The sequence below is a fragment of the Lentimicrobiaceae bacterium genome (assembly GCA_028697555.1).
In the GTDB taxonomy this organism is placed as follows: Bacteria; Bacteroidota; Bacteroidia; order Bacteroidales; family UBA4417; genus UBA4417.
This window is the reverse complement of the sequence record JAQVEX010000040.1, coordinates 1-22,818: the sequence shown is the minus strand read 5'-3', so window position 1 is coordinate 22,818 and position 22,818 is coordinate 1. Positions and strand designations below refer to the sequence as shown.

26 protein-coding genes are annotated in these 22,818 nt (G+C 34.6%); 21 read left to right on the top strand and 5 right to left on the bottom strand.

Translation table 11 applies throughout. The features are described 5' to 3' along the window. Window positions 1-356: 356 nt before the first annotated feature. The 3 genes from PHP31_07345 to PHP31_07335 all read left to right on the top strand — a co-directional run bounded on the left by PHP31_07345 (window position 357) and on the right by PHP31_07335 (window position 2,726). Window positions 357-683 carry a GIY-YIG nuclease family protein gene (locus PHP31_07345; protein ID MDD3739093.1) on the top strand — a complete coding sequence of 109 codons (327 nt, stop codon included), beginning with the start codon at window positions 357-359 and terminating at the stop codon, window positions 681-683. A gap of 151 nt (window positions 684-834) precedes the next feature. After that, window positions 835-1,755, top strand: coding sequence for a hypothetical protein (locus PHP31_07340; protein MDD3739092.1), 921 nt, complete (start codon window positions 835-837; stop codon window positions 1,753-1,755). Between the two features lie 176 nt (window positions 1,756-1,931). Then, window positions 1,932-2,726, top strand: coding sequence for a site-specific DNA-methyltransferase (locus tag PHP31_07335; GenBank protein MDD3739091.1), 795 nt, complete (start codon window positions 1,932-1,934; stop codon window positions 2,724-2,726). On the opposite strand, the gene PHP31_07330 is transcribed toward PHP31_07335, so the two are convergent. The 3 genes from PHP31_07330 to PHP31_07320 form a co-directional block, all read right to left on the bottom strand. Further along, the gene (locus PHP31_07330) at window positions 2,714-3,295 is read right to left on the bottom strand and encodes an endonuclease VII domain-containing protein (GenBank protein ID MDD3739090.1); all 582 of its coding nucleotides are present in this window, start codon (window positions 3,293-3,295) and stop codon (window positions 2,714-2,716) included. The genes PHP31_07335 and PHP31_07330 overlap by 13 nt on opposite strands. A gap of 6 nt (window positions 3,296-3,301) precedes the next feature. Beyond that, the gene (locus PHP31_07325; GenBank protein ID MDD3739089.1) at window positions 3,302-3,520 is read right to left on the bottom strand and encodes a helix-turn-helix transcriptional regulator; all 219 of its coding nucleotides are present in this window, start codon (window positions 3,518-3,520) and stop codon (window positions 3,302-3,304) included. Window positions 3,521-3,884: 364 nt separating this feature from the next. Then, a complete protein-coding gene (locus tag PHP31_07320; GenBank protein ID MDD3739088.1) occupies window positions 3,885-5,051 on the bottom strand; it encodes an ATP-binding protein in 1,167 nt (388 codons plus the stop codon). Window positions 5,052-5,195: 144 nt separating this feature from the next. On the opposite strand from PHP31_07320, the gene PHP31_07315 reads away from it, so the two are divergent. Further along, window positions 5,196-5,354, top strand: a complete 159-nt coding sequence (locus PHP31_07315) for a hypothetical protein (protein ID MDD3739087.1) — start codon at window positions 5,196-5,198, stop codon at window positions 5,352-5,354. A gap of 24 nt (window positions 5,355-5,378) precedes the next feature. Here the strand turns inward: PHP31_07315 and PHP31_07310 are convergent, their stop codons facing one another. Continuing rightward, window positions 5,379-6,038 carry a Crp/Fnr family transcriptional regulator gene (locus tag PHP31_07310; GenBank protein ID MDD3739086.1) on the bottom strand — a complete coding sequence of 220 codons (660 nt, stop codon included), beginning with the start codon at window positions 6,036-6,038 and terminating at the stop codon, window positions 5,379-5,381. A 106-nt stretch (window positions 6,039-6,144) separates the two neighbouring features. Between PHP31_07310 and PHP31_07305 the strand changes: the two genes are divergently transcribed. The 16 genes from PHP31_07305 (at window position 6,145) to PHP31_07230 (ending at window position 20,345) form a co-directional block, all read left to right on the top strand. After that, complete coding sequence (locus tag PHP31_07305; protein ID MDD3739085.1) at window positions 6,145-7,017, top strand: 4Fe-4S ferredoxin; 873 nt, start codon at window positions 6,145-6,147, stop codon at window positions 7,015-7,017. Window positions 7,018-7,079: 62 nt separating this feature from the next. Further along, window positions 7,080-8,729 carry a hydroxylamine reductase gene (gene hcp, locus PHP31_07300; GenBank protein ID MDD3739084.1) on the top strand — a complete coding sequence of 550 codons (1,650 nt, stop codon included), beginning with the start codon at window positions 7,080-7,082 and terminating at the stop codon, window positions 8,727-8,729. Window positions 8,730-9,015: 286 nt separating this feature from the next. Continuing rightward, window positions 9,016-10,068, top strand: coding sequence for a serine hydrolase (locus PHP31_07295; protein MDD3739083.1), 1,053 nt, complete (start codon window positions 9,016-9,018; stop codon window positions 10,066-10,068). Next, window positions 10,065-10,631 carry a DUF4386 domain-containing protein gene (locus PHP31_07290; protein ID MDD3739082.1) on the top strand — a complete coding sequence of 189 codons (567 nt, stop codon included), beginning with the start codon at window positions 10,065-10,067 and terminating at the stop codon, window positions 10,629-10,631. The genes PHP31_07295 and PHP31_07290 overlap by 4 nt, the downstream gene beginning before the upstream one ends. Before the next feature lie 44 nt (window positions 10,632-10,675). Further along, window positions 10,676-11,389 (top strand): CPBP family intramembrane metalloprotease, encoded by a 714-nt coding sequence (locus tag PHP31_07285; protein ID MDD3739081.1) that lies wholly within the window; start codon window positions 10,676-10,678, stop codon window positions 11,387-11,389. Window positions 11,390-11,457: 68 nt separating this feature from the next. Beyond that, window positions 11,458-12,606: an alpha/beta hydrolase gene (locus PHP31_07280; protein MDD3739080.1), complete on the top strand. Its 1,149-nt coding sequence runs from the start codon at window positions 11,458-11,460 to the stop codon at window positions 12,604-12,606. A gap of 7 nt (window positions 12,607-12,613) precedes the next feature. Next, window positions 12,614-13,435: a hypothetical protein gene (locus PHP31_07275; GenBank protein MDD3739079.1), complete on the top strand. Its 822-nt coding sequence runs from the start codon at window positions 12,614-12,616 to the stop codon at window positions 13,433-13,435. Between the two features lie 17 nt (window positions 13,436-13,452). Next, the gene (locus PHP31_07270; protein ID MDD3739078.1) at window positions 13,453-13,653 is read left to right on the top strand and encodes a hypothetical protein; all 201 of its coding nucleotides are present in this window, start codon (window positions 13,453-13,455) and stop codon (window positions 13,651-13,653) included. An 18-nt stretch (window positions 13,654-13,671) separates the two neighbouring features. Further along, window positions 13,672-14,424, top strand: coding sequence for an EFR1 family ferrodoxin (locus PHP31_07265; GenBank protein MDD3739077.1), 753 nt, complete (start codon window positions 13,672-13,674; stop codon window positions 14,422-14,424). Window positions 14,425-14,717: 293 nt separating this feature from the next. Continuing rightward, the gene (locus PHP31_07260; protein MDD3739076.1) at window positions 14,718-15,098 is read left to right on the top strand and encodes a hypothetical protein; all 381 of its coding nucleotides are present in this window, start codon (window positions 14,718-14,720) and stop codon (window positions 15,096-15,098) included. Between the two features lie 212 nt (window positions 15,099-15,310). Next, entirely contained in the window at window positions 15,311-16,003 is a 693-nt protein-coding gene (locus PHP31_07255; GenBank protein ID MDD3739075.1) for a type II CAAX endopeptidase family protein, read from the top strand. 158 nt (window positions 16,004-16,161) lie between these two features. Next, window positions 16,162-16,797 carry a DUF3575 domain-containing protein gene (locus PHP31_07250; protein ID MDD3739074.1) on the top strand — a complete coding sequence of 212 codons (636 nt, stop codon included), beginning with the start codon at window positions 16,162-16,164 and terminating at the stop codon, window positions 16,795-16,797. 241 nt (window positions 16,798-17,038) lie between these two features. Then, window positions 17,039-18,037 carry an alpha/beta fold hydrolase gene (locus PHP31_07245; protein ID MDD3739073.1) on the top strand — a complete coding sequence of 333 codons (999 nt, stop codon included), beginning with the start codon at window positions 17,039-17,041 and terminating at the stop codon, window positions 18,035-18,037. Between the two features lie 53 nt (window positions 18,038-18,090). Continuing rightward, window positions 18,091-18,561 (top strand): hypothetical protein, encoded by a 471-nt coding sequence (locus tag PHP31_07240; GenBank protein MDD3739072.1) that lies wholly within the window; start codon window positions 18,091-18,093, stop codon window positions 18,559-18,561. Window positions 18,562-18,953: 392 nt separating this feature from the next. After that, entirely contained in the window at window positions 18,954-19,913 is a 960-nt protein-coding gene (locus PHP31_07235) for a Fic family protein (GenBank protein MDD3739071.1), read from the top strand. Window positions 19,914-19,925: 12 nt separating this feature from the next. Continuing rightward, entirely contained in the window at window positions 19,926-20,345 is a 420-nt protein-coding gene (locus tag PHP31_07230) for a hypothetical protein (protein ID MDD3739070.1), read from the top strand. Window positions 20,346-20,380: 35 nt separating this feature from the next. Here the strand turns inward: PHP31_07230 and PHP31_07225 are convergent, their stop codons facing one another. Next, entirely contained in the window at window positions 20,381-21,553 is a 1,173-nt protein-coding gene (locus PHP31_07225) for an RtcB family protein (GenBank protein MDD3739069.1), read from the bottom strand. A 347-nt stretch (window positions 21,554-21,900) separates the two neighbouring features. Here PHP31_07225 and PHP31_07220 point away from each other — a divergent pair. Continuing rightward, window positions 21,901-22,818 (top strand): carboxypeptidase-like regulatory domain-containing protein (locus PHP31_07220; GenBank protein ID MDD3739068.1); only part of this gene is annotated, 918 nt, incomplete at its 3' end.

Here is a 22,818-nt window from a genome sequence, read left to right as displayed (position 1 = left end):
ATTGGTATATCGTGTTTTTGCCGTAGTAAAACGAGATGAACCGTACTATAGACTGGCTGTTTGAAACACCAAAGATAAATTTTTAAAAAAAACTTAAAAATAATTTGTTTTTAACTTAGAATACTCAACGCACAATACCCGCTTATTGAGCTAGTGCCCACCGAGCGCAGCCGAGGTGTCGAAATGAGCGAGGTTAAAATAAATGTAATTTGCTATGCGTTTCGGCTCCGCTCAACGCGCAGTAAATCCGCTCATTGAGCTAGTGCCCACCGAGCTGGTGGTTACTGAGCGCAGCCGAAGTACCGAGGTGTCGAAATGAGCGTTAATAAAAGTACAACTAAATTAAGAAGACGATAATGAAAAAAGGTTACATGTACATATTACAATGTTCTAATGGGGCTTACTATACAGGAAGTACAACAGATATAGAACTAAGATTAGAACAACATCAAGCTGGCGAAGGGGCAAATTTCACCAAAGAACATTTGCCTGTTAGTTTAGTATATTATGAAGAATTTCAGCGTATTGATGATGCATATTATCGTGAAAAACAAGTGCAGGGATGGAGTAGAGCCAAAAAAGAAGCTTTGATAAAAGGAGAGACTAATTTGTTGAATGAGTTATCTAAATGTCAGAATGAAACCCATTTCAGTAATTTTAAAAATAAGGAAGTTATAGAGTAGGGCGTTTCGGCTCCGCTCAACGCGCAGTTAATCCGCTCATTGAGCGTAGTCGAAATGAGCGTTATTATTAACAAAAAAATAACATCCAAATAATTTCTAAACTTACAAATATTGTACGTTTGTACAGAAACACCACTCAAGACAAAACAATATGAATTTAAAGAAAACTCTAACTTGGACTTTAAGGTTAATACTATTAGTAATTCTTTATTTCCCTATTTGGATTTTAGGCTCAATGGCTATAGGAAATCTGATGCCTGAGACTGTTTCTGAGCCGGGTTTGCTAAGTCAGGAGATTGGCACGCTTGTTCTAGGAGTAATAAATACGGTTTTAATAGTTGCATTAATACTTTCTTCACGTTGGCATGGCTGGCGATTGGCATTAGCTCTGGCTTTTGCCTATTACGGTTCATTTACATTTATCACACAAATTGAAACATGGTATTTCCTTACCGAAACAACCGTTTCGCCTGAGTTACTTCCACGTCTGTTTATTATGGGTTTGTCTATACCAATAATTTACATTCCACTAGCTATTCTTATATGCAAAAAATGGAAGAAAAGAGATGTCGTTGCTGAAAGACGTTATATGCTTATGCCATTTAAGCAACTTTTGGTAAAACTTGGCGTTATTGCAATTATATATATGCTTATTTATTGGTTAGCAGGATATTACATTGCATGGCAAAACCCCGAACTCAGAGCATTTTATGGCAGTCCCGGCGAAATAGAACCATTTTTCGCACACACATTTGCCACAATACGCAACACACCTGATTTGATTTTGCTACAATTAATAAGAGGTGTTCTGTTTGCAATAATATCAATGCCAATAATTATAGGTTCAAAGGTTAAACCGTGGGCAACCGCATTGTTGGTAGGATTTCTTTTTGCCATACCACATTTAGGACATATTTTACCAAACCCACTAATGCCCTTAGCCAGCGTAAGACTAAGCCACATGATTGAAACAAGCACTTCTACCTTTGTTTTTGGATTGATTGTAGTGTGGTTGTTGCACCGCAAGCACAGTGGTTTTGGGGATTTGTTTTTGAAGAGAATAGATAAGTAGGTTGTAAAATAAAAGAAATTAATTTGATTTTTAGAGGTTTTATAACCTAAATGTTGTAAATTTGCCTTGTAGCCCGACGTTATTGTCAATTAATTTTGCGGTTAATTAAAAAGATGCATATCATAAGTGTCAATTCAAACAATTTTACTATCTTTGTAACTCTAAAGTTTTGATGTATGAAAGTCGGAGAATTCGAGATAAATTCAATATACAATATTGATTGTTTGGTAGGAATGAAAAAGATGCCAAGCGATTGTATTGATTTAGTCGTTACTTCACCTCCTTATGATGATTTACGGGACTATAATGGTTACTCGTTTGATTTTGAGAATATTGCAAAAGAGTTGTATCGTGTAATGAAAAAAGGTGGAGTAGTAGTTTGGGTTGTAGGTGACAAAATTAAAAATGGAAATCGTAGCTTAACAAGTTTTAGACAATGTCTATATTTTCAAGAAATTGGGTTTAATGTTCATGATGTAATGATTTATCAGAAAAAGAATACCCCATTTATGCGTTCCAACGCCTATACCAATTGTTACGAATTTATGTTTGTATTTTCTAAAGATAAAGTTGCTACATTTAACCCGTTAAAAACTAAAACTGCCAGAAGTGGATTTGAAAAATTGGTTTCAAACAAAAAAGCAGATGGTATTAATAATAAAGTTGTTGCCGAACTTAAAAAAGAAAAAACTTTAACAAACATATGGAGTTATGCTGTTGGTCTTGGGGGTTCAACAAATGACAAAATTGCATTTCAACATACCGCTATTTTTCCTGAAAAACTTGCTCGTGATCATATTTTATCATGGACTAATGAGGGAGATTTAGTTTTTGATCCAATGAGCGGTTCTGGGACTACCTGTAAAATGGCTAAGTTGACCAAAAGGAACTACTTAGGAATGGAAATTTCTAAAGAATATACTAACATTTCTATCAAAAGACTAGAAATGACACATCCTCAGCTTTTTTGACCTTGTGCGTGTTTTTTTAAATATTTAATAGCTTCTTGCATTAACTCAATGCTGTCTTTAAAGCGACCCAAACCCGTGTTGCAACTATCGCAAATCCAGTCTCTTGCGTTTCCTGTGTCGTGGTCGTGATCAACGACTAAATTGGCTGTTATAAACGGTATTGAAGATTTTTTACAAATCGGACAAATGAAAAATTTATCAGGTTTAATATCATTCATTCTCTTTTTTTCAGAAGGTTTGATAGCTACACCATCAATGATTTTTCGACATTTCGTACACGTAGGACGTGTAGTTTTTCTACCTTTTGCATCAGTTTGGTTAATATCAAAGTCTTTGTAGTCTTCTTTTAAAATATGGCAAACATTGCAAATTTTATATTTATGTGGTTTCCCTGTTTTTGTTACATCCAAAAACCTGATTTTTGATAATTCTATATCTATTTCAACATTTTTACCAATAAAATACACCTTTGCTTTTGAAGTCGTTACCTTTTCAACAAAACCAACAGAATTTTTATCTATGTCTTTGTATTTCTCCGTCAAAAAAACAAAATCATTTACTTTAATCATATAATATCATTGAAAAATTGGTGAATTAAAGAAATTTGAAACAGACATATCAAGCGCTTTTGCAATCTTTTCTATATTAACTACCGAAACATTACGTTTTCCTTGCTCAATGCTAGCAATATACGTCCTGTCAAGGGCGCACTCAAACGAAAATTTTTCTTGACTTAGACCTTTTGCAGTACGTAATTCACGAAGTCTTAATCCTATTTTTTCTTTAATATTCATATACAAAATTTACGTTACAGAATTATATGTTTGTCGGTTTTCATACAACGGACTATAAGTAACATAAGAGTCGTGATAAAAATGCACTTCTGTGTAATTATGTTATATGAGCAACGTTATCGTTAGCGAAAACGCTACAAGTATCACGTGCTAACGCAACCACATCTGTTATTGGTTATAAAATGAAGATAAACCTACAAATTTTAATCAATGCATGTAATTGTTAATTAACAGCTACACGATAACCAATACAATACTCAATGACAAGAAAAAACTAAATTTTAAAACGATCGTACATTCGCAACTTGCAAAGTTTAGTAAAAACAACCAACGAAAAACAAAAGCATGATTATTTACAAATCTTTCAAACAACCCGCCCCATATTCCTATAACTCAACAGTTTAATATCTGCTGTTTCGTTTTCAAAATCGCCGGCGTATAAAATGGCTTTGTTAGTTAGGCGGTTTTCTAACAAAGTGCTTAACGAAAGGATACCTGACTCAAATTCAGGGTGATAGGTTTGTGAAGACTTAATTTCAACCGCCGAATATTCGTTTCCGTTTTTTAGTAGTAGATCAACTTCAACGCCATTGCTATCGCGGTAGAAATATAAATTGCTGTCTTTACCTTGGTTGTGGCGGTTTTTAAAGGCTTCCATTATAACAAAATTTTCAAACAAATGTCCGCGCATTTTGTCTCTAGCCAATTGTTGCTCTGTTTCAATGCCCAAAAGGTAACATGCTAAACCTGTATCGCAAAAATAAAGTTTAGGCGTTTTGGTCAATCTTTTTCTTATGTTTTCGTAAAAAGGCGGCAACAACTTAATTATATACGATGCTTGCAAAACCGAAAGCCACGATTTAATGGTATTTACCGAAACGCCAACTTCGCCGGATAGTTCCGAAGCGTTAAATAAACTTCCTATACGTCCTGCACAAAGTTTTAGAAATGTGTAGAACTGCATCATGTCTTTTATTTGCAACAAATCGCGTACATCTCTTTCTAAGTATGTTTTAACGTAAGACGGATAGAAATATCTGGGAATGTTCTCACCTGTATATAGCACAGGATAGAACCCTGTTAATAGCATTTCATCTAAAGATTTTTCATCAGCTTTTGTTTTAACTTCGTTGTACGATAAAGGCATCAGCTCCAACACACCGGTACGTCCTGCAAGTGATTGAGTAATTTGCTTTATTACTGAAAATTGAGAGCTACCCGAAAGTATAAATCTCTTTTTCTTATTTTCATCAACCAAACCTTGTATGTACGAAAGCAAATCAGGAGCATTTTGCACTTCATCTAATATCATTCCTTCTTTGTGCTGACTAAGAAACCCAATCGGGTCATTTTGTGCAAAATGCCTAATATCTAAATTTTCTAACGAGTAGTAGGGTAGTTGGTCAAATACGTTACGTAATAAAGTAGTCTTCCCCGATTGCCGAGGTCCTGTCATCGTGATAACCGGAAAGTATTTATACATTTCAAGCATTACATCGGCTATATCTCTATTAATAAATTTACCATCCATATTTATGCAAATTTGAAGTTGTACTGCAAAATTACATAAACTTTTAAATTATCCAAATATTATTAAATAATTTTCAAAACATCCATTCCCAATATTATCCTTATCTTTGCAGTAATTTATTAACAGACTGATAACTATAATATTATGGGTAAAACTGCTATTTGTCCTAAATGTAATTCGGAATATACTTTCCAAAATGGTGTACTTTGGTCTTGTACGCAGTGTTTTTTTGAATGGGATCCTGAAGAACTAAAAGTTGCACAAGTATTATATAAGTTGTCGCACAGCGTTACTAGTTCTTAGTATTAAAAGATACTTTTATGGGCATCATATCAATTCCTTTAATTTATTGAAATCAAGGATGCGTCCGGCTCCGTTTTTAAATTCTATTATACCGTCGCGTGACATTTCGGAAAGTGCACGTGAAAGTGAGGGACGTTCAACTCCAAAATAACTTGCCAATGATGCTATACTTTTCCCAAATTCAAAACGACCTTGTTTGGAGTGCTTTAAAATATAATAAGCAACTTTAGCTTTAATACCTTTTTGTGCGTATATCTTTAGCCTTTCTGAAAGAAACTGAATGCTATTAGCGTTAAAAGCCATAAATCCGCGTAAAAATCCAGGACATTTTGCCATCTGTTTCTCAACAGAATCCTTGGTTATTCGCAGTATTTCACATTCTTCCAAAGCAATAACATCTACAGGGAACCGGTTATCATCGGCAAAAAGTAAGGCTGCAGCCAAAGGATATGGTGCAAATATTTCCGATATAGGAATGGTCAAACCTGAATCGGCAACCATTTCAGTTTTTACACTGCCCTTTGTCAACATAAACAAATACGATACATCATCTCCTTGATAGGCGACGTACTCGCCACGTTTATATGTCTTTCTGCTATGCTCAATCGTACATTTAATTTTAGCAATCTCGTCGTCTGTTTTATCTCGGCAAAACGAACAGAAATATAGTAGGTCTTTATTCATTGTTTTATAATTTGTTACAAAGATATATAAAATTATTTTAATATTGGTAACAAATGTTACGCTTTGAAATTGTCTGACAAATATATTTGCAAAAAATTAATAATAAATGAAAGCTATAAGACAAATTATAAAAATAGATGAGCAACTTTGCAATGGTTGCGGAGTATGCGTTGAGGGTTGCCATGAAGGGGCTCTGCAACTAATTGACGGAAAAGCAATAATAATTAGCGAACTTTATTGCGATGGACTTGGAGCATGTATAGGAGATTGCCCTGTGGGTGCTATTACTATTGAAAAAAGAGAGGCAGAGCCTTATGACGAACGGGCTGTAATTGAGCGTATAGCTATCAAGGGTGAAACAACAATTTTAGCGCACTTAAAGCACTTGAAAGATCATGGAGAAACCGAATACTTTCAGCAAGCTATCAACTATATGAAAGAAAATGATATTAAAGGTGATTTGAGTTCAATTAAAACAAGGGAAGCTGGTGTAAATAATAAACCTAAAATGGCATGTGGCTGTCCTGGTAGCATGGAACGTACTTTTGCTAAACCATCACAGGTTGGAGTTGGATTTACACCAACTCAAGCAATAACCTCACAGCTTACACATTGGCCCGTGCAACTCCATTTGCTTAATCCTCAGGCAGGATTTTTCCAAAAAGCTGATGTTGTTATTGCTGCCGACTGTACGGCTTATGCCTTTGCTTATTTTCATGATAGATTTATTCGTAATCATACATTGGCAATAGCTTGTCCTAAACTCGACAGCAATAAGGAGGTGTATGTTGCAAAAATCACCGAAATGATTGACTTGGCTCAGATAAATACTATAACAGTTGTAATTATGGAGGTGCCATGTTGTGGTGGGCTGGTACAATTGGTTAGAACTGCTACAGAAAATGCATCTCGAAAGGTACCAATCAAGAAAATTGTTATAGGGGTTCAAGGCGAAATAAAAGAAGAAAGTTGGATTTAAAATTCAAGAAAATAATAACTAATTAACTAAATATTAACTATAAAAATTTTAAAAAAATGAACATGTTTTGTTTTCAATGTCAAGAAACAGCCCAAAATAAGGGTTGTACTGTTAAAGGTGTTTGTGGTAAAACCGCAGATGTAGCCAATCTTCAGGATTTATTGGTATTTATACTGAAAGGAATTTCAAGAAACACATTAAAACTTCGCGAAAATGGAGTTGAAATTTCAAAGGAAACCAATCGTTTTGTTATGGAGTCGTTGTTTATGACAATAACTAACGCAAATTTCGATAAGGAGCGTTTTGTTGAACGTATAAGAGCTGCTATCAAACTACGCGATAAGCTGGCTTTACAATTAAAATCTATAGGAGCACTAGATGCCACATGTCCGAACTGTGACTGCACAACGTGGCAAGCCGACACTGTTGAAGAGATGGAAGCAAAGGCTGCAACCGTGGGTGTACTTAAAACGGAAAATGAAGATATACGCTCTCTACGCGAATTACTTATTTACGGCGTAAAAGGAATGGCAGCGTATGCTGAACACGCATCTAATTTAGGCTATGAAGATGACGATATTCATGCGTTTATGCAACAGGCTCTTGTGGCAACTACAAAAGACCTTTCTGCAGATGAACTTACAGCACTTGTGCTTAAATGTGGCGAGTATGGGGTTAAAACCATGGCTTTACTCGATAAGGCAAATACTACTACGTACGGTAATCCGGAAATTACAAAAGTAAATCTAGGTGTGCGTAACAATCCTGCTATTTTAATATCCGGTCATGATATGCGCGATATGCAAGATTTGCTAGAACAGACAAACGGTACAGGAGTAGATGTGTACACTCACAGCGAAATGCTTCCTGCTCATTATTATCCTGCATTCAAGAAATATAGCCATTTTGTTGGCAATTATGGCAGCTCATGGTGGCATCAAAATGAGGATTTTGAAACCTTTAATGGAGTAATTCTTTTTACAACTAACTGTATTGTCCCTCCTCGCTCTACATCGACCTACGCCGACAGAGTTTACACAACAGGAGCATCAGGATTTTCAGGTTTTACCCACATAGAAGATCGTAAAAATGGCAAGCCAAAAGATTTTTCAAAATTGATTGAGCATGCTAAGCGCTTACAAGCTCCCAAAGAAATTGAAACTGGTGAGATTGTCGGTGGATTTGCACATGCTCAAGTATTTGCCTTAGCTGATAAAGTTGTGGATGCTGTAAAATCTGGAGCAATACGTAAGTTTTTTGTAATGGCTGGTTGTGACGGACGTATGAAAAATCGTAATTATTATACTGAGTTTGCCGAAAATCTCCCAAAAGATACGGTTATTCTGACAGCTGGATGTGCTAAATATCGTTACAATAAACTACAGTTGGGAGATATTGGAGGAATACCTCGTGTACTTGATGCAGGGCAGTGCAACGATAGCTATTCTCTTGCACTAATAGCACTTAAACTTAAAGAGGTGTTTGAGTTGAATGATATTAATGAATTGCCTATTGCATATAATATAGCCTGGTACGAACAAAAGGCTGTTATTGTGTTGCTAGCATTGTTATCGCTTAATGTTAAAAACATTCACCTTGGCCCAACTTTGCCGGCATTTCTTTCTCCTAACGTTGCAAATGTTTTAGTCAATAATTTTGGAATAGGAGGTATAACAACACCTGAAGAAGATGTAAAGATGTTTTTAAATTAATATAACTTTATGACTAATAAATTGGCTGTTTTCAGAAAGAAGACAGCCTTTTTTGTTTTATTAAAAAATGCTACTAATCAGCCTTTTTAGCAAGCTGTTCTTTCATTGTTTGCATTATTTTTTTATTGAGTATAGTTGAATCTACTTATTATCGAAAGCAATTAGTTGCTAAACTAAAATCTTAACACAAACTTAATATCCTTTATTTCAAACATATAAATAGGATAACTATTTTTGTATTAGTATTAATATACATGTCTGAAAAAAATTAAAAATTGAATAAAACATGACAACTGAAAAAGAAAAATCACTACAAACTGTCTTGGATAAGGTGGTTGATGGAAAAAAAGTATTCGGGACATCTTTTGCTATTAAAAAATGTGATGTTACTTGGCAGGGAGCATCCGGCAATTTGACATTAAACAAACCTTACTTTATCGCAAGTACTACAAAACTGTTTACTACTGCCATAATTTTGAGATTGAGAGAAGAAGGCAAGCTAAGCCTTGACAATAAGATTAGTAATTACTTAGATACTTCTATTGTATCCGGACTGCATGTTTACAAAGGAAAAGATTATTCCGAAGAAATTACCATCAGGCATTTGCTTTCTCACACATCGGGGCTGCCCGACTATTTTCAAGACAAAGGTGCAATAGGAAAAAGTTTGGAAGATGAATTAATGGCAGGCAACGACCAGTATTGGACTTTTGAGCAATCAATAGAAAGGACAAAGATAATGTCTCCGCTTTTTGCACCCGGAACCAAAGGAAAAGCAAAATATTCGGATGCTAATTTTCAGATTTTAGGAAAAATCATCGAAATTATCACCGAAAAATCGTATTCCGAAAACTGTCAGGAGCGTATTATTCAGCCACTTGGCTTAGCACAAACCTATCTCTACCAAGATGCAAACGATGAAACACCAATGCACCTGTATTATAAAAGCAATGAGTTGCACATCCCTAAAGCAATGACATCTTTTGGAGCAGACGGTGGAATTGTTTCGGTATCTAGCGATATGCTTGTTTTTATTGAAGCATTTTTTAAAGGTAAATTGTTTAAAATATCCTACATAGACGAAATACAAGAAGTTTGGAACAGAATTTTCCCGCCGATGCGTGCAGGTGTTGGTATTCATATGTTCAAAATTCCTTGGATTTTCAATCCCACAGGTGCAATACCGTATTTTGTAGGACACTCGGGGCTATCGGGTGCTTTGGCATTTTACTGCCCGAAAGAAAAACTTTACGTCGTCGGAACAGTAAACCAAACGGCACATCCCGATATTTCTTTTAGGATAATGATATCGTTAACACAAAAATTGTTGAAGAAATGAAAAACGAAAACCATTCCGTTACAATTTATAATGCTCGGACAATAGGAGCTTTCTTTCTGTTGGCTTTTGTAGCTTACGGTCTTGGAAGTCATTTGTACGAAAGCTCAAATAATCCAGAAAAATATTTGGGAGCAATACTAATTATCGTTAACTCGATAATGGTAATGTTTATTGGGATTTTGTTTAGAAAAACACTAAGATTGTACAACCCGACAGTCAGCAATATTTACCTTTTTACAAGAATATTTGAAGGTTTATCTCTTTCAACAATACTCTTAAACGTAGGCGTATCAAACGATTTGGGCTATATTCTTGCAATGTTGGTTTTAGGAATTGGAAGTATGCCAATGTGTTTAACTTTGTACAAACACAAAATTGCACCGTCTTGGTTGGCAATTTGGGGAGTGATAGGATACGCTGTCTTTGCATTCGGCTACCTTATGGAGTTGTTTGGAAAAGAGTGGGGTATGTATTTTCTCGGTCTTGGCGGACTTTGGGAAATTACATTTGCAATTTGGCTGCTTGTCCGCGGTAGCAAAAATGTAAAAACAACAACCCCTTAAGGGTCTGATTTTTAAAGAATATTAATCATAAAACAAAATATATTATGGAAAACAGAAAAATGAAAAACAGTGAAAGACTTATTTGGGGAATATTATTGACAGCAATAGTATTTCTGTTATCGTCATTTGTTAGTAGAAAACTGCAAATTAACATTGAATTTTTTCCTCAATCCTTTTGGGGTTTGACGTTTATATTGATACTTTCAATAGCTTTGATTTGCGGTCTCAAAAAGCATGTGAATTACAAAATTGCAGTACCGAAGTTCAAAAAGACACTAAAACCAATGCTTTTCGGTTTCTTGGCTGCCGTAATAGTCAACGCTCTTATGACTATTATAGGAAAGATTTTTGGAATTGATGCAGAATCGCATTACGCATTTGGTGTGATGTCGCCATTGCAGATTTTTCTTTTCGTGTTCATCTACGCAAGTGTAGTAGAAGAAGTTTTGTTTCGTGGATTTCTTCAAAATATATTAAATCCGATGAAAAACAAAGGAATAAAAATCTTTAAAAGGCATATTAGCTTACCTGTAATTATTGGTGCTATTGCTTTTAGTTTAGCGCATTTGAATTTAATATCAACAGGTGCAGGTGCTTTTTTCTTGGTTAGAACCCTTATTTCGACATCTGTACTTGGTTTAATTGCAGGTTATTATCAGGAGAAATACGATAACAATGCTTACGCAATTCTTACCCACATGGCAGCTAATTTTATGGGATTGATTGCGGCACTTATATTAAATGCGAACATTATATAAAAGCATTGATACTATTTGTGTATCTATTTATACTGTAAGTGGAAACAAGAAAAACTTATTGATTAAATATGAAAAAATTAGTTAAGGTTATTATAGTAATTGGAATAATTGTACTTATTGCACTAATTGCTGTCGGTATTTTTGCTTACAGAAATATGAATTACGACTATCTGAACGAAAGTTTTCTGAAAAAGAAAGGATATAAACTAAGTTTTACCGAGAATTTTGCCAAATCAGATGACGGCTCCGAAATTTATTACATCGAAAGACCTAATAATGCTCCAAAACTTCTTTTGCTTCATGGTCAGCAAGTCAATTGCTACGATTACGCAAAAGTTTTGCCGGAGTTATCGAAACATTTTCACATTTTCGCACTTGATTATTACGGTCACGGAAATTCATCGAAAAATCCTGCAAAGTATAATGCTGTAGAAATAGGAAACGATATAGTTTGGTTTATCGAAAATGTTATAAAAGATAAGGTTTACATATCGGGTCATTCGTCGGGAGCCCTGCTTGCAGCTTACGTTTCTGCCAAAGCCCCCGATTATATTATAGCAACCGTGTTGGAAGACGGACCTTTCTTTTCAACGCTTCCCACTAAAGCGGGAAAAACTATTGCATGGTTAGAATTTAAAAATATGTACGAATATCTTAACCAAAATGAGATAGGCAGTTTTATGGAATATTCGTTGGAACATAACTACATGCGAGAAGTTATAAATACTATAAGTCCGCAAGCATGGGACAAGGTGATAAAAGAACCCGCCCTGAAATATTTGGACAAACATCCCGGAGAAATTCCCAAAATTTGGTATTTCCCGCCAAAGTTGGGAATAAACTCTATATATGCTTTAAATGCCAACATGCAGGACGGAAACGGCAAATATGATTTGCGATTTGGAGTAACTTTTTACGATTTTTCGTGGTTTGAAGGATTTGATACTGAAGAAATTCTGTCAAATATTCAATCGCCTACTGTTGTGATGCATGTAGCACCAAATGAAGCTACTGCACCCGAATATTACGATAAAAACGGAGTTTTACTTGCTGCAATGGACGAAAAAGATGCTCAAAAAGTCGTTGATTTAGTGCCAAAAAGTAAATACGTGGGTGGTTTTAAATCTTATCACAATATACATGCAGATTTGCCCGATGAGTACATTCAGGTTTTGCTCAATTTAAAAGCTCAAATGGAAGGACAAGCAACAAAATAAATTTTAGATGAAAAGAATAGTTTCATTATTGTCAATATTGTTAATCTTTACAAGTTGTACCAGCATGAAAAGAGTTTTTACAAAAGAAAAATCGGAGTTTATTGAAAGGAATAAAGTTCACAAGGTTGAAGTTTTTTCCGAAGAGTCGATAAAAGACCTGCCCGAACCTTTAAAAAAGTACATTCGCGTTTGCGGTTTCATTAATACGCCTGTCCCTGTTTGTGCCGATGTTTATTGGGAAGAAAGTTGGTTGAAAATGTCGCCTGACAAGGAGTGGAGAAAACTTCACACAACGCAGTTCAATTCTGTAAAACCATTGGGAAGAACATCCTACATGAAAATTTCGGGTATGCCTGTTGCAGCAAGAGATTTATATCGTGATGGCTACGGGGAAATGAAAGTTAAGCTGATGAATTTGATAAATGTAGCTTTCGATAACAGCAAAGAAGTCGCACAATCGGCTTTGATAACTGTTTTTTGCGAATTTGCTTTCATTCCGAGTTATTTGTTGTCTGAAAATGTAAAATGGGAGCAAATAGACGATTATTCGGTCAAAGGGACACTTTCAGACGGCAGAATTGAAGTCTCAGGAATATTTTACTTTAACGATTACGGTTTTTTTACGCATTTTGAAACATCCGACCGATATTTTACAACAGGCAAAAACACATACGAAAAAGTCAAGTTTTCGGTTGTTGTAGAAAGTTACAAAACTCAGGACAACTTAAAAATTGGCGAGAAGGTAAAAGTTATGTGGAATCTGCCCGAAGGCGATTATGAGTATTACAAAGGAATAGTCGATAAAATTGAGTTTAACGTGTTCAAATAAAAACAAATAATTATCGTATGAAAGATTTAAAATTAGGAATTACGCTTATAGTGTTGGGAAACGTGCTATACGTGTCGAAAGATTTTTTCACTAACATTTTGCCAACAGCTTTTGGCGATTTTACGCAGGGATTTTTATTAGGTTGCGGAGTTGGACTTAACGTAATAGGAATAATACTTGTCTTTGTTTATTTGGCAAAAGCAGAAAAAAAACAGTAATATCAGAATAAATGCAATATGAACGGAATATTTTACTTTTCATCAACGGGGAACAGTTTGTATATCGCAGAGCAAATAAAAGCCGAATTAGGTGGCGAAATCCGCTTTATCCCCAAGTTTAAGGACGATGTCAATAATTACGACAAAATCATTATAGTTTCGCCAATACATAGTTTCGGTTTGCCGACACTTGTCTATAATTTTATAGATGGACTTAAAACATCTAAACCGCTGTACATTGTGCTTAATCATGGCGGAATGGAAGCATTTGCACCTTATTATGCTTATCAGGTTTGCAAAGAAAAAGGACTTAATATCCGCTCGGTTCAAGCTGTAATGATGCCCGAAATTTACACATTGACTTTTTCTCAACCAAAGTTTCTGATAAATATGGTTTTACGTAAAGCACCCAAACGTATAAAACCTGTTATTGAAGTCATACGTGAAGATAAGGAAATTGTAATTCCAAAGCCCGAAAAAGATAAATGGACGCCTAAACATCTTGAAAACCGTAAGATTTTTCATAAGTTGGTCAAGGATTTCAAAATAACGGAAAAATGTACCGATTGTGGTAAATGTATTCGTATTTGTCCTGTAAATAACATTAAATATGAAAATGGCGAGATTATTTTTGGCGATAAATGTGTTGCTTGTTTGAGCTGTTACCATCGCTGTCCGGAAAAAGCCATACAATATAAAAACAAACGCAAAAAAGACAGATATATCAATCCGCTAATACAAGAAAAAAATATTGGAGCAGACCAAATGTAAATGCGGAGAATATGATAGATTTTTTAACCATTAAGGAGTTAAGATTCATTAAGTTATCGTTAAGAGTATCTTAATGCCCTTAATGTTTAAAAAAGTCAGATGCTTTGATCAATATTATTTACCGAAAAATAAAAACACTATATTTTAAGTTTAATATATACGAATGTTGTAAATTTGTTCCGTGGATTAGATTACAAGCAATAAAAGAAATGTCAGACTAACAATTAATTCTCATACTCATAGAATAATTACAGCCGACATATTAAGTGAAATAACAAATAAATAGATAGATTATGTTTCAAGAGCCCCAAAATTACACAGACAACGACCATTTCTTTTTTGAAGCACACGACGAATTAGAAAAAGTCTGCAATGCGCCTAAGGACAAAGATGGCGTTTTTAAAGTAATAGAATTGAGAAACGGAAAAATTGACTTGGTTTATATTGGTTACTCAAATTCCGGTGGATTATTTAACGAGATTGTAAATGGAATTCACTACGATAAAAACTCAAGAAAAATAGGTTGGACTTATCAGTTGTTAAAAGACAAAACAGATGCACTTGACATCTATTGGTACGTAGTGAATGGTGAAGGCGAACAGAAAAAAGCACAAGTTGAAATGCTAAAAGATTTCGCTAAGCTAACAGGGAAATTTCCTAAATGGAACAAATAGAAAACTACTATTACCGAATGTAACTTGCTGACATTTAAGGAAAAATAGTATCTATATAATATATAACATTAACCCAAATTTATAAAAATTTTAAGGGAAATTTCAATAACTAAAAAGAGAAAAAACACTATATTTTAATTTTAATATATGCGAATGTTGTAAATTTGCTTCGTGAATTGGATGTTGTAGGTCATTAAAAAAAACGAACTAAAATGGACAAGTCTAAAAGAAATTTATTGATTGTTTTAGTCGGATTTCCGCTAATTTACTTTATGTACAGCCTGACACCTTGGGCTAACGAACTTTTTGTAAAAGGGAATAGCGATTTATTTATCCCTTTTTGGAGCGGAATAATTGTTCTGCATTGGCTAAGTGTTTTCGTAGTCAAAGCGTTTCTGAAACATGAAAATAGAACATTCCGTGATATTGGTTATGGGTTAAACACAAAGAAGACCATAATTCTCGTACTATCATACCTGACCATTGCATTGCTTGTGCTTGGCTTCACAGAATGGTCTTTGAAATATGTTTCGATAGACGAAAATAAATTGGCGGGAATATCGAACTTCTTTCCAAAAACAACACCGCATAGAATCTTTTTTATCATAACGGTTTTTACCGCAGGATTTTGTGAAGAAATAGTTTATCGTGGTTACGCAATTACGAAGTTGATAGACATAAGAATCAACAAATGGCTAGCAATAATACCAGCGGGAATAGCTTTTGTACTTACCCACGGGATAATATCCGTAACGTCATACGGTCAGTTTCTTTTTTACTTTATTTTTGCATTAGTTTTTGGAGTAATTTTTGTATCGAGCAAACGATTACTGCCAAATATGATAATACACTTCCTGTTTGACTTGATGGCAATGATGGCGATATTTCAGGCGGTAAGCAAATGATGAAAATAACCTACAACACGCAATAAAAAACATAGGACGGAAGATGCTAAATTTGAACGAAATAACATTTAATAAACGGCTTGGTAACTTGAAAGGTATGCGCTTAGAAATACCCTAAGCTTCTTATTGCCAACCGCTACACTCAAAAATAATAAGAAATGAAAAGAATTACTATTAGTATAATTTTATTCCTCTTAATACCAACTATAGGATTTTGTATGTTTCCTGACACTACACTAATAAAAACAAGACCTCTTCAAGATTTTATTGGACTCAATCCTAACATCAGCATAGAAAAACCGATAGGACAAAAAAATTCAATCGAAATAGACCTCACGTATCGAAATAGGACTTGGTTTAGCAATGGTGGTGAATGGAATTTTGGAAAATTTACTCCAAGCACAGGTTATAGAATTTTAGTTGGATTTAGACATTATATAGGTAAAAAGAAAGCTCCATTTGGATTTTATTGGGGAACACAGGGTGTAGTAAAATACAGTATGATGAAGAATATTGAGATGGTGGGATTTCATGGTGATTATTTGAATACTCAGGATATAAAGATTTTTCAGATTGAATTAATCCCTGTATTTGGCTATCAGTTTCATATTTCAAAACGGATTTCATCGGAGTTTTATATAGGTCCTGCATTTTGGCTTTATAGACGAAAAACTGATAAAATAGTTGACAGTACAAAACCGAATGAAATTGGAGTAACAGAACGAGATTATAATCCAAAAGGACTTGTAGTAACACCTAACTTTGCATTTTCAATCGGATTTTTAATAAAATAGAGGTGCAAAAAGTTGTAATCTGCATTTTTTTTAACCATTAAGGAGTTAAGATTCATTAAGTCATCGTTAAGAGTATCTTAATGTTCCTTAATTCCTTAATGCTCTTAATGTTTAAGAAAGTCTGATGCTTTGATTAATATTATTTACCGAAAAATAAAAACACAATATTTTAAGTTTAATATTTACGAATATTGTAAATTTGTTTCGTGAATTGGATGTTGCAACAAATTTAAAATCACACATGAACTTAAAATCATTTTTTTTATTCGTAGCTCTTTTGTCATTGATATGCACGAGCAATGCTCAATCTGACTTACAATTAGTTAATATAGGCGATTTCAAAACGACCAATGGATATATCATCAAAGACTGTGTAGTAGGTTACAGGACAATTGGAAAATTGAATGCGGAAAAAAATAATGTAGTTTTATTTCCTACTTGGTTTGCCGGAACCAGTGAGCATATTAATAACAGTTTTGCAAACAGTTTGATTGATACTTCCGGTTTGTATATAATAGTTGTCGATGCTTTAACCAACGGCGTTTCGTCATCTCCTTCAAACACAGAAGATTTCCCCACAATTACAACTAGAGATATGGTCAATTCTCAATATCTGCTGTTGGTAAATCATCTCAATATAAAACATATTTATGCGGTGATGGGAATTTCGTTGGGTGGTATGCAAACTCTTGAATGGACTGTGGCTTATCCCGATTTTATGGACAAAGCCATCTCAATGGTTGGTACTCCAAAGCTGTCATCGTACGATATGCTTGTTTGGCAGACAATGGATGACCTATTAACTGAAGCCGGACAAGATCCGCAAAAACTCGATTTTGCCTACAAATTGGCTTATAACATTTTCCTGATGAATATAAATACACCAACATTATTTGCAAAAACTCAAAATCCTGATAGTCTCGATATTTTTCTCAAACAACAATATTCCACACGCGTAAACCCAAAGGACTATCTGGCAGGCATCAAAACAATATTACAGCACGATATCTATAAGAGTTCCAACTGCACTCAAGAGAACATTAAAAATATAATAAAAGCAGATGTGTTAATTATTTCAGCGGCACAGGATCACCTTGTTACTCCAATTCCGGCAATAGAGTTATCAAAAGAGTTAAATGCCGAATTGCTGTTATTACAAAGCGATTGTGGACACGGATTATCTGTTTGTGAAGCTGAGAGTATTAAAAATGCAATTACTAAATTTTTAAGTGGTAAATAAGGCGATTCAAATAAATAAAATGATATAAAATAACATTAAAAACTTATACAACAATGAAACACAAAACAATCTGGAGAGTCCTTTTACTTATTGGCATCCTAAGTCTCGGAACTTTACTAGTAGCAACTAGTTGTAAAAAAGAAGTAGATAAAATCAAAACTATTGATTATATCTATAAAAATTCTTCCGGCAAAGATTTGGAATTATTGGTTTTTAACTCCAATAAAATTCAGATTAAAAGCTATACAATATTGAACGGCGGTCAAATAACATCTCATACTACTAAAAGTGAGACTGTTGGACTTTTTCAATATGAAGATAACATAAACATGATTGGTGACTCTGTGTTAATCAAGTTTTCTGATAATCGTTGCATTGGGTATTCTAAATCAGTACAGGACGACATATTCAATGTTAAGAAATACGATAATTACAGTGAAGATTTGATTGCACAAAGCAGTTTCTCTCTTATTTATTCAATAACAGTGGATGCATACAATTCATCTGCTGTATGTGGTAAATAAAATCTGTTGCAATCTACTTTTTTCAATTCTGTCAGGCAGCCGCTAATAAATATTAAGGTGTTTAAAAAATATTGGCTCAGACCGGCTTTTACGATTACAATTAAGAAATATAATAGTAAAATAACGCAATATTGCCAGTTTTGTATTTAAAAATATTGTATTTTTGTTTCGTAAGTTAGACTTTTGGCTTTATTTTAGTAGAGGAAGAAAATCAGTCACTTAAATGCGTTTTGAAATAAATCCATTATCTTTGATAGTATCATTTGATACTATCAAGACTAAAATATATGAAACGAACATGAACAAATTTAATCAATTATTACACCTAAGTGAATGGTTAAATTTATTCATCGGGAGTTGCATACGACAACTGAAAAGAAAAATTTAATCGTATGAAACCACCATACATAATAACCGGAAAGATTTTAAAGTTGGTTGCTTCAATTTCGGAAAAAATTGGAGAAGTAAATTCCGCACATTTGAATAAACCACCAACAGAATTAATAAAGAAAAACAGAATTAAAACAATTCACTCATCGCTTGAAATTGAAGGAAATACATTGACCATTGAGCAAATAACTGCAATTGTAGAGAATAAAAGAGTAATTGGACCTAAAAAAGACATATTAGAGGTTAAAAATGCAATTGCAGTTTATAACTATTTAGACAATTTGAATCCTTATAAATTTGAATCATTCTGTGAGGCGCACGGAATTTTAATGAACGGACTCATTGAATCGGCAGGAAAACTTAGAAGTAAATCGGTCGGAATTATAAAGGGCTCTAAGGTTGCTCACATTGCTCCACCAAGCGAAATGATCTATTCTTTAATGAATGATTTGTTTGATTATTTAAACAATGATGAAGATTTAGTTTTAATTAAAAGTTGTGTATTCCACTATGAAGTGGAGTTTATTCATCCATTTATCGATGGGAATGGTAGAATGGGGAGATTATGGCAAACGCTGATTTTAAAAGACTCTTATCCTGTTTTTGAATTTTTACCAATTGAGACATTAATAAAAGAAAGACAGGAACAGTATTACGAATCGCTTGGAAAATCTGATGATAGAGGTGATTCTACTGTGTTCATTGAATTTATGCTTTCAATAATCCTTGAATCACTAGAGGAATTACTGAATATCCAAAATATCAATTTAACGAATATTGACAGGATTAATATATTCAAATCAATTGCTAAAAACGACTACTTTTCACGAAAAGACTATTTGAAGAATTTTAGGGAAATTTCTCCGGCAACAGCAAGTCGGGATTTGAATTTTGCTGTTAAGAATGGAATAATTGAAAAAATTGGAGATAAAAATACAACGAGATATAAATATAAAGTCTAACAACAAAATAAAATGAAAAAGCTAATATTAATATCAACCATATTGCTGATGTTCGGTATTGCAGATGCTCAAACTGTAAGAATCAGAGATGCTTATGGCGATAAAATTGCATATGTCGACGGTAATACTTTGCGTTCGAAAGATGCTTACGGAAATAAGTTATTTCACCTTGATGGAAACACAATAAGAAGAACCGATTCCTACGGAGAAAAAGTGTTTTATATTGACGGTAATACAGTTCGCTCAAGAGATGCTTACGGCGATAAATTATATTATTTCGACGGAAAAACCATCCGTTCAAAAGATGCCTATGGCAAAAAACTCTACTACCTAGATGGTCAAACTCTAAGATATAATGATGCCTACGGCGACAAAGTCTATTATTTTGAAGGAATTCCTGAAAAATGGGTAATTATTTGTTTGATTAGGTAATTGCGTTTATACACACAAACCCTTGTTTTAAACCATTACCCTTTAACAACCGCCAAAGGCGACAATTCTACTATTATTTTAACCAGATCTTCTTGGTTTGCCATTACTTGTGTGATGTTTTTGTAAGCCGAAGGTGCTTCTTCCAAATCTCTTTTGCCTCTAATTGCGTGCAAAATTCCTTTTTTGTCAAGTTTGCGTTGCTCTTCTTCAAGGTTTAAGTTGCGTATAGCTTCGTTACGTCCCATTACACGACCTGCTCCATGCGAGCAACTTGCAAAACTCTCAGGATTGCCCAATCCTTCGACTATATACGATTTTGTGCCTTGCGAACCCGGAATAATTCCCAACTCGCCTTTATGTGCCGAAGTAGCTCCTTTGCGGTGTACAACAACGTTTTTGCCAAAATGAGTTTCCCAAGTAGCGTAGTTGTGGGCTATGTTTATTATTTCGCCATAAGTAACTTTTGGAAAATAATAGGCAAAAACTTCTTGTACCCTTGTTAGCATCAATTTACGATTGGCAAGCGCAAAATCAACACAATATTTCATTTCGTTGTAATACTTGCGTGCTTCTTCGGTTTTAAAAGGCAGAAAAGCTAAGTCAGCTTTAGGGTCAACAGATGAATACCACAGTTTGTTCAAGTTTTTCGCGATTTTATTATAGTGGTCGGCGACTTGCTTGCCAATATTTCTGCTACCCGAGTGTATCATAATCCAAATGATATTATCGCTATCTTTCTGAATTTCAATAAAGTGATTGCCACCACCAAGCGTCCCAATCTGTTTTAATGCAGAAGCGTATTGCTTTTTCACTACAGGCATGCTGTCAATATCGTAGCCTTGAGGCATAAGACTTTCATCTTGAGCCTTTTTGTTGTGATTATGCCCAACCGGTATTCTATCCCTTATATCGCCTAAAACATCTTTCATATTTTTTTGGATACGCGGCGTAAATTTTAAATTCGTTTTAACAGCACACATTCCGCAACCTATATCAACACCAACGGCATTAGGCACTATAACTTCATCGGTTGCCATAACTCCGCCAATAGGCATTCCGTAGCCGGAGTGTGCATCGGGCATCAGACAAATATGTTTGAAAGCAAAAGGCAAATTAGCAAGGTTTTTCGCCTGTTGCATAGTGTTTTCGTCAGCATCGTCAAGCCAAAGTTTTATAGGTATTCTCTCCGTATCAATAACTTTTCTCATCTTGTTAATCAAATTTTAAGTATAAACTTAATACAAAGATACAAAAAACCTGATTTTCCCTTGACTAACGATATGAAACAGCTACTGAAATTGGAATTAACATAAAATTCACACAAACTTAATATTTAGAATTTAGCATATAACCAAGTTGTGGCTATTTTTGTGCGGTCTCTAATTTTAGACGTATGTATCAACATGCCAATTTTTTTAGGGTTGGGAAAACGAAGTTAAGAGTTTCGAGTTCCGAGTTTTGAGTCGGGAGTATTTAGGTTCACAACTCGCAACCCGCAACCCGCAACCCGTAACCCGTAACCCGTAACAATCTTAAATATTAAACTAATAACTATATGAAAAAAACACTTGCTTTTTTGTTCGCATTTTGTCTAACATTTTCAGCTTTTGCTCAAGAACAGTTCACACAAACCGTCAGAGGAACCGTTAAATCTATAGATCCCGAAAACGAAGTTTTCAGTGCATCAATCTTAGTTGTAGGAAGCGAACCTACCATTGGAACCATAACAGATGAAAAAAATGAGTTTTCGTTTCAAGTGCCAACCGGACGACGAGTGATTGAAATACGTTGCATGGGTTTTGAAACCAAGCAGTTTGACGTGCTTGTTACTTCCGGACGTGAAGTTATTATTGATGCTGTTTTACACCCTACGTCTATTCAGTTAGAAGATGTTAAAATTGTTGCTCGACGCGATAAAAGCAGACCTATCAACAATTTAAGCTATGCCGGAGCAAGAAGTTTTAGCGTTGAAGAAACTTATCGCTTTGCAGGTTCATTAGGCGATCCGGCTCGTATGGTTCGTAGTTTTGCCGGTGTTACTCCCGTAAACGACTCTCGTAACGATATTATCATTCGTGGAAATTCATCTTTAGGCGTACAATGGATAATCGATGGCATAGAAATAGCCAATCCTAATCACTTTAATGCAGGCGTTGGTATGACAGGCGGACAAGTAACGCTGCTGAACACCAATTTGCTTTCAAATTCCGACTTTCATCTAAGTGCGTGGCCCGCTCCGTACGGAAATGCTTTGTCGGGTATCTTCGATTTGAATATGCGAAGCGGAAACAATAAAAAACGAGAATTTTGGCTACAAGCCGGTTATAATGGTGTAGAAGCAGGTGCTGAAGGATATTTCTCTAAAAATAGTAATTCGAGATATTTATTGTCGTACAGATATTCCATCCCCGATTTGATAAAAAAAATGGGTGTAAAAATGCCCTTTGTGCCGAAATATCAGGATGTAACTTTT

Coding starts and splice junctions, on each gene's coding strand:
- PHP31_07285 (MDD3739081.1), top strand. CDS start 10,676: ATGGAAAACAGAAAAATGAAAAACAGTGAAAGACTTATTTGGGGAATA.
- PHP31_07245 (MDD3739073.1), top strand. CDS start 17,039: ATGAACTTAAAATCATTTTTTTTATTCGTAGCTCTTTTGTCATTGATA.
- PHP31_07275 (MDD3739079.1), top strand. CDS start 12,614: ATGAAAAGAATAGTTTCATTATTGTCAATATTGTTAATCTTTACAAGT.
- PHP31_07335 (MDD3739091.1), top strand. CDS start 1,932: ATGAAAGTCGGAGAATTCGAGATAAATTCAATATACAATATTGATTGT.
- PHP31_07310 (MDD3739086.1), bottom strand. CDS start 6,038: ATGAATAAAGACCTACTATATTTCTGTTCGTTTTGCCGAGATAAAACA.
- PHP31_07315 (MDD3739087.1), top strand. CDS start 5,196: ATGGGTAAAACTGCTATTTGTCCTAAATGTAATTCGGAATATACTTTC.
- hcp (MDD3739084.1), top strand. CDS start 7,080: ATGTTTTGTTTTCAATGTCAAGAAACAGCCCAAAATAAGGGTTGTACT.
- PHP31_07230 (MDD3739070.1), top strand. CDS start 19,926: ATGAAAAAGCTAATATTAATATCAACCATATTGCTGATGTTCGGTATT.
- PHP31_07330 (MDD3739090.1), bottom strand. CDS start 3,295: ATGATTAAAGTAAATGATTTTGTTTTTTTGACGGAGAAATACAAAGAC.
- PHP31_07250 (MDD3739074.1), top strand. CDS start 16,162: ATGAAAAGAATTACTATTAGTATAATTTTATTCCTCTTAATACCAACT.
- PHP31_07290 (MDD3739082.1), top strand. CDS start 10,065: ATGAAAAACGAAAACCATTCCGTTACAATTTATAATGCTCGGACAATA.
- PHP31_07265 (MDD3739077.1), top strand. CDS start 13,672: ATGAACGGAATATTTTACTTTTCATCAACGGGGAACAGTTTGTATATC.
- PHP31_07255 (MDD3739075.1), top strand. CDS start 15,311: ATGGACAAGTCTAAAAGAAATTTATTGATTGTTTTAGTCGGATTTCCG.
- PHP31_07280 (MDD3739080.1), top strand. CDS start 11,458: ATGAAAAAATTAGTTAAGGTTATTATAGTAATTGGAATAATTGTACTT.
- PHP31_07345 (MDD3739093.1), top strand. CDS start 357: ATGAAAAAAGGTTACATGTACATATTACAATGTTCTAATGGGGCTTAC.
- PHP31_07240 (MDD3739072.1), top strand. CDS start 18,091: ATGAAACACAAAACAATCTGGAGAGTCCTTTTACTTATTGGCATCCTA.
- PHP31_07320 (MDD3739088.1), bottom strand. CDS start 5,051: ATGGATGGTAAATTTATTAATAGAGATATAGCCGATGTAATGCTTGAA.
- PHP31_07270 (MDD3739078.1), top strand. CDS start 13,453: ATGAAAGATTTAAAATTAGGAATTACGCTTATAGTGTTGGGAAACGTG.
- PHP31_07235 (MDD3739071.1), top strand. CDS start 18,954: ATGAAACCACCATACATAATAACCGGAAAGATTTTAAAGTTGGTTGCT.
- PHP31_07295 (MDD3739083.1), top strand. CDS start 9,016: ATGACAACTGAAAAAGAAAAATCACTACAAACTGTCTTGGATAAGGTG.
- PHP31_07325 (MDD3739089.1), bottom strand. CDS start 3,520: ATGAATATTAAAGAAAAAATAGGATTAAGACTTCGTGAATTACGTACT.
- PHP31_07260 (MDD3739076.1), top strand. CDS start 14,718: ATGTTTCAAGAGCCCCAAAATTACACAGACAACGACCATTTCTTTTTT.
- PHP31_07305 (MDD3739085.1), top strand. CDS start 6,145: ATGAAAGCTATAAGACAAATTATAAAAATAGATGAGCAACTTTGCAAT.
- PHP31_07340 (MDD3739092.1), top strand. CDS start 835: ATGAATTTAAAGAAAACTCTAACTTGGACTTTAAGGTTAATACTATTA.
- PHP31_07225 (MDD3739069.1), bottom strand. CDS start 21,553: ATGAGAAAAGTTATTGATACGGAGAGAATACCTATAAAACTTTGGCTT.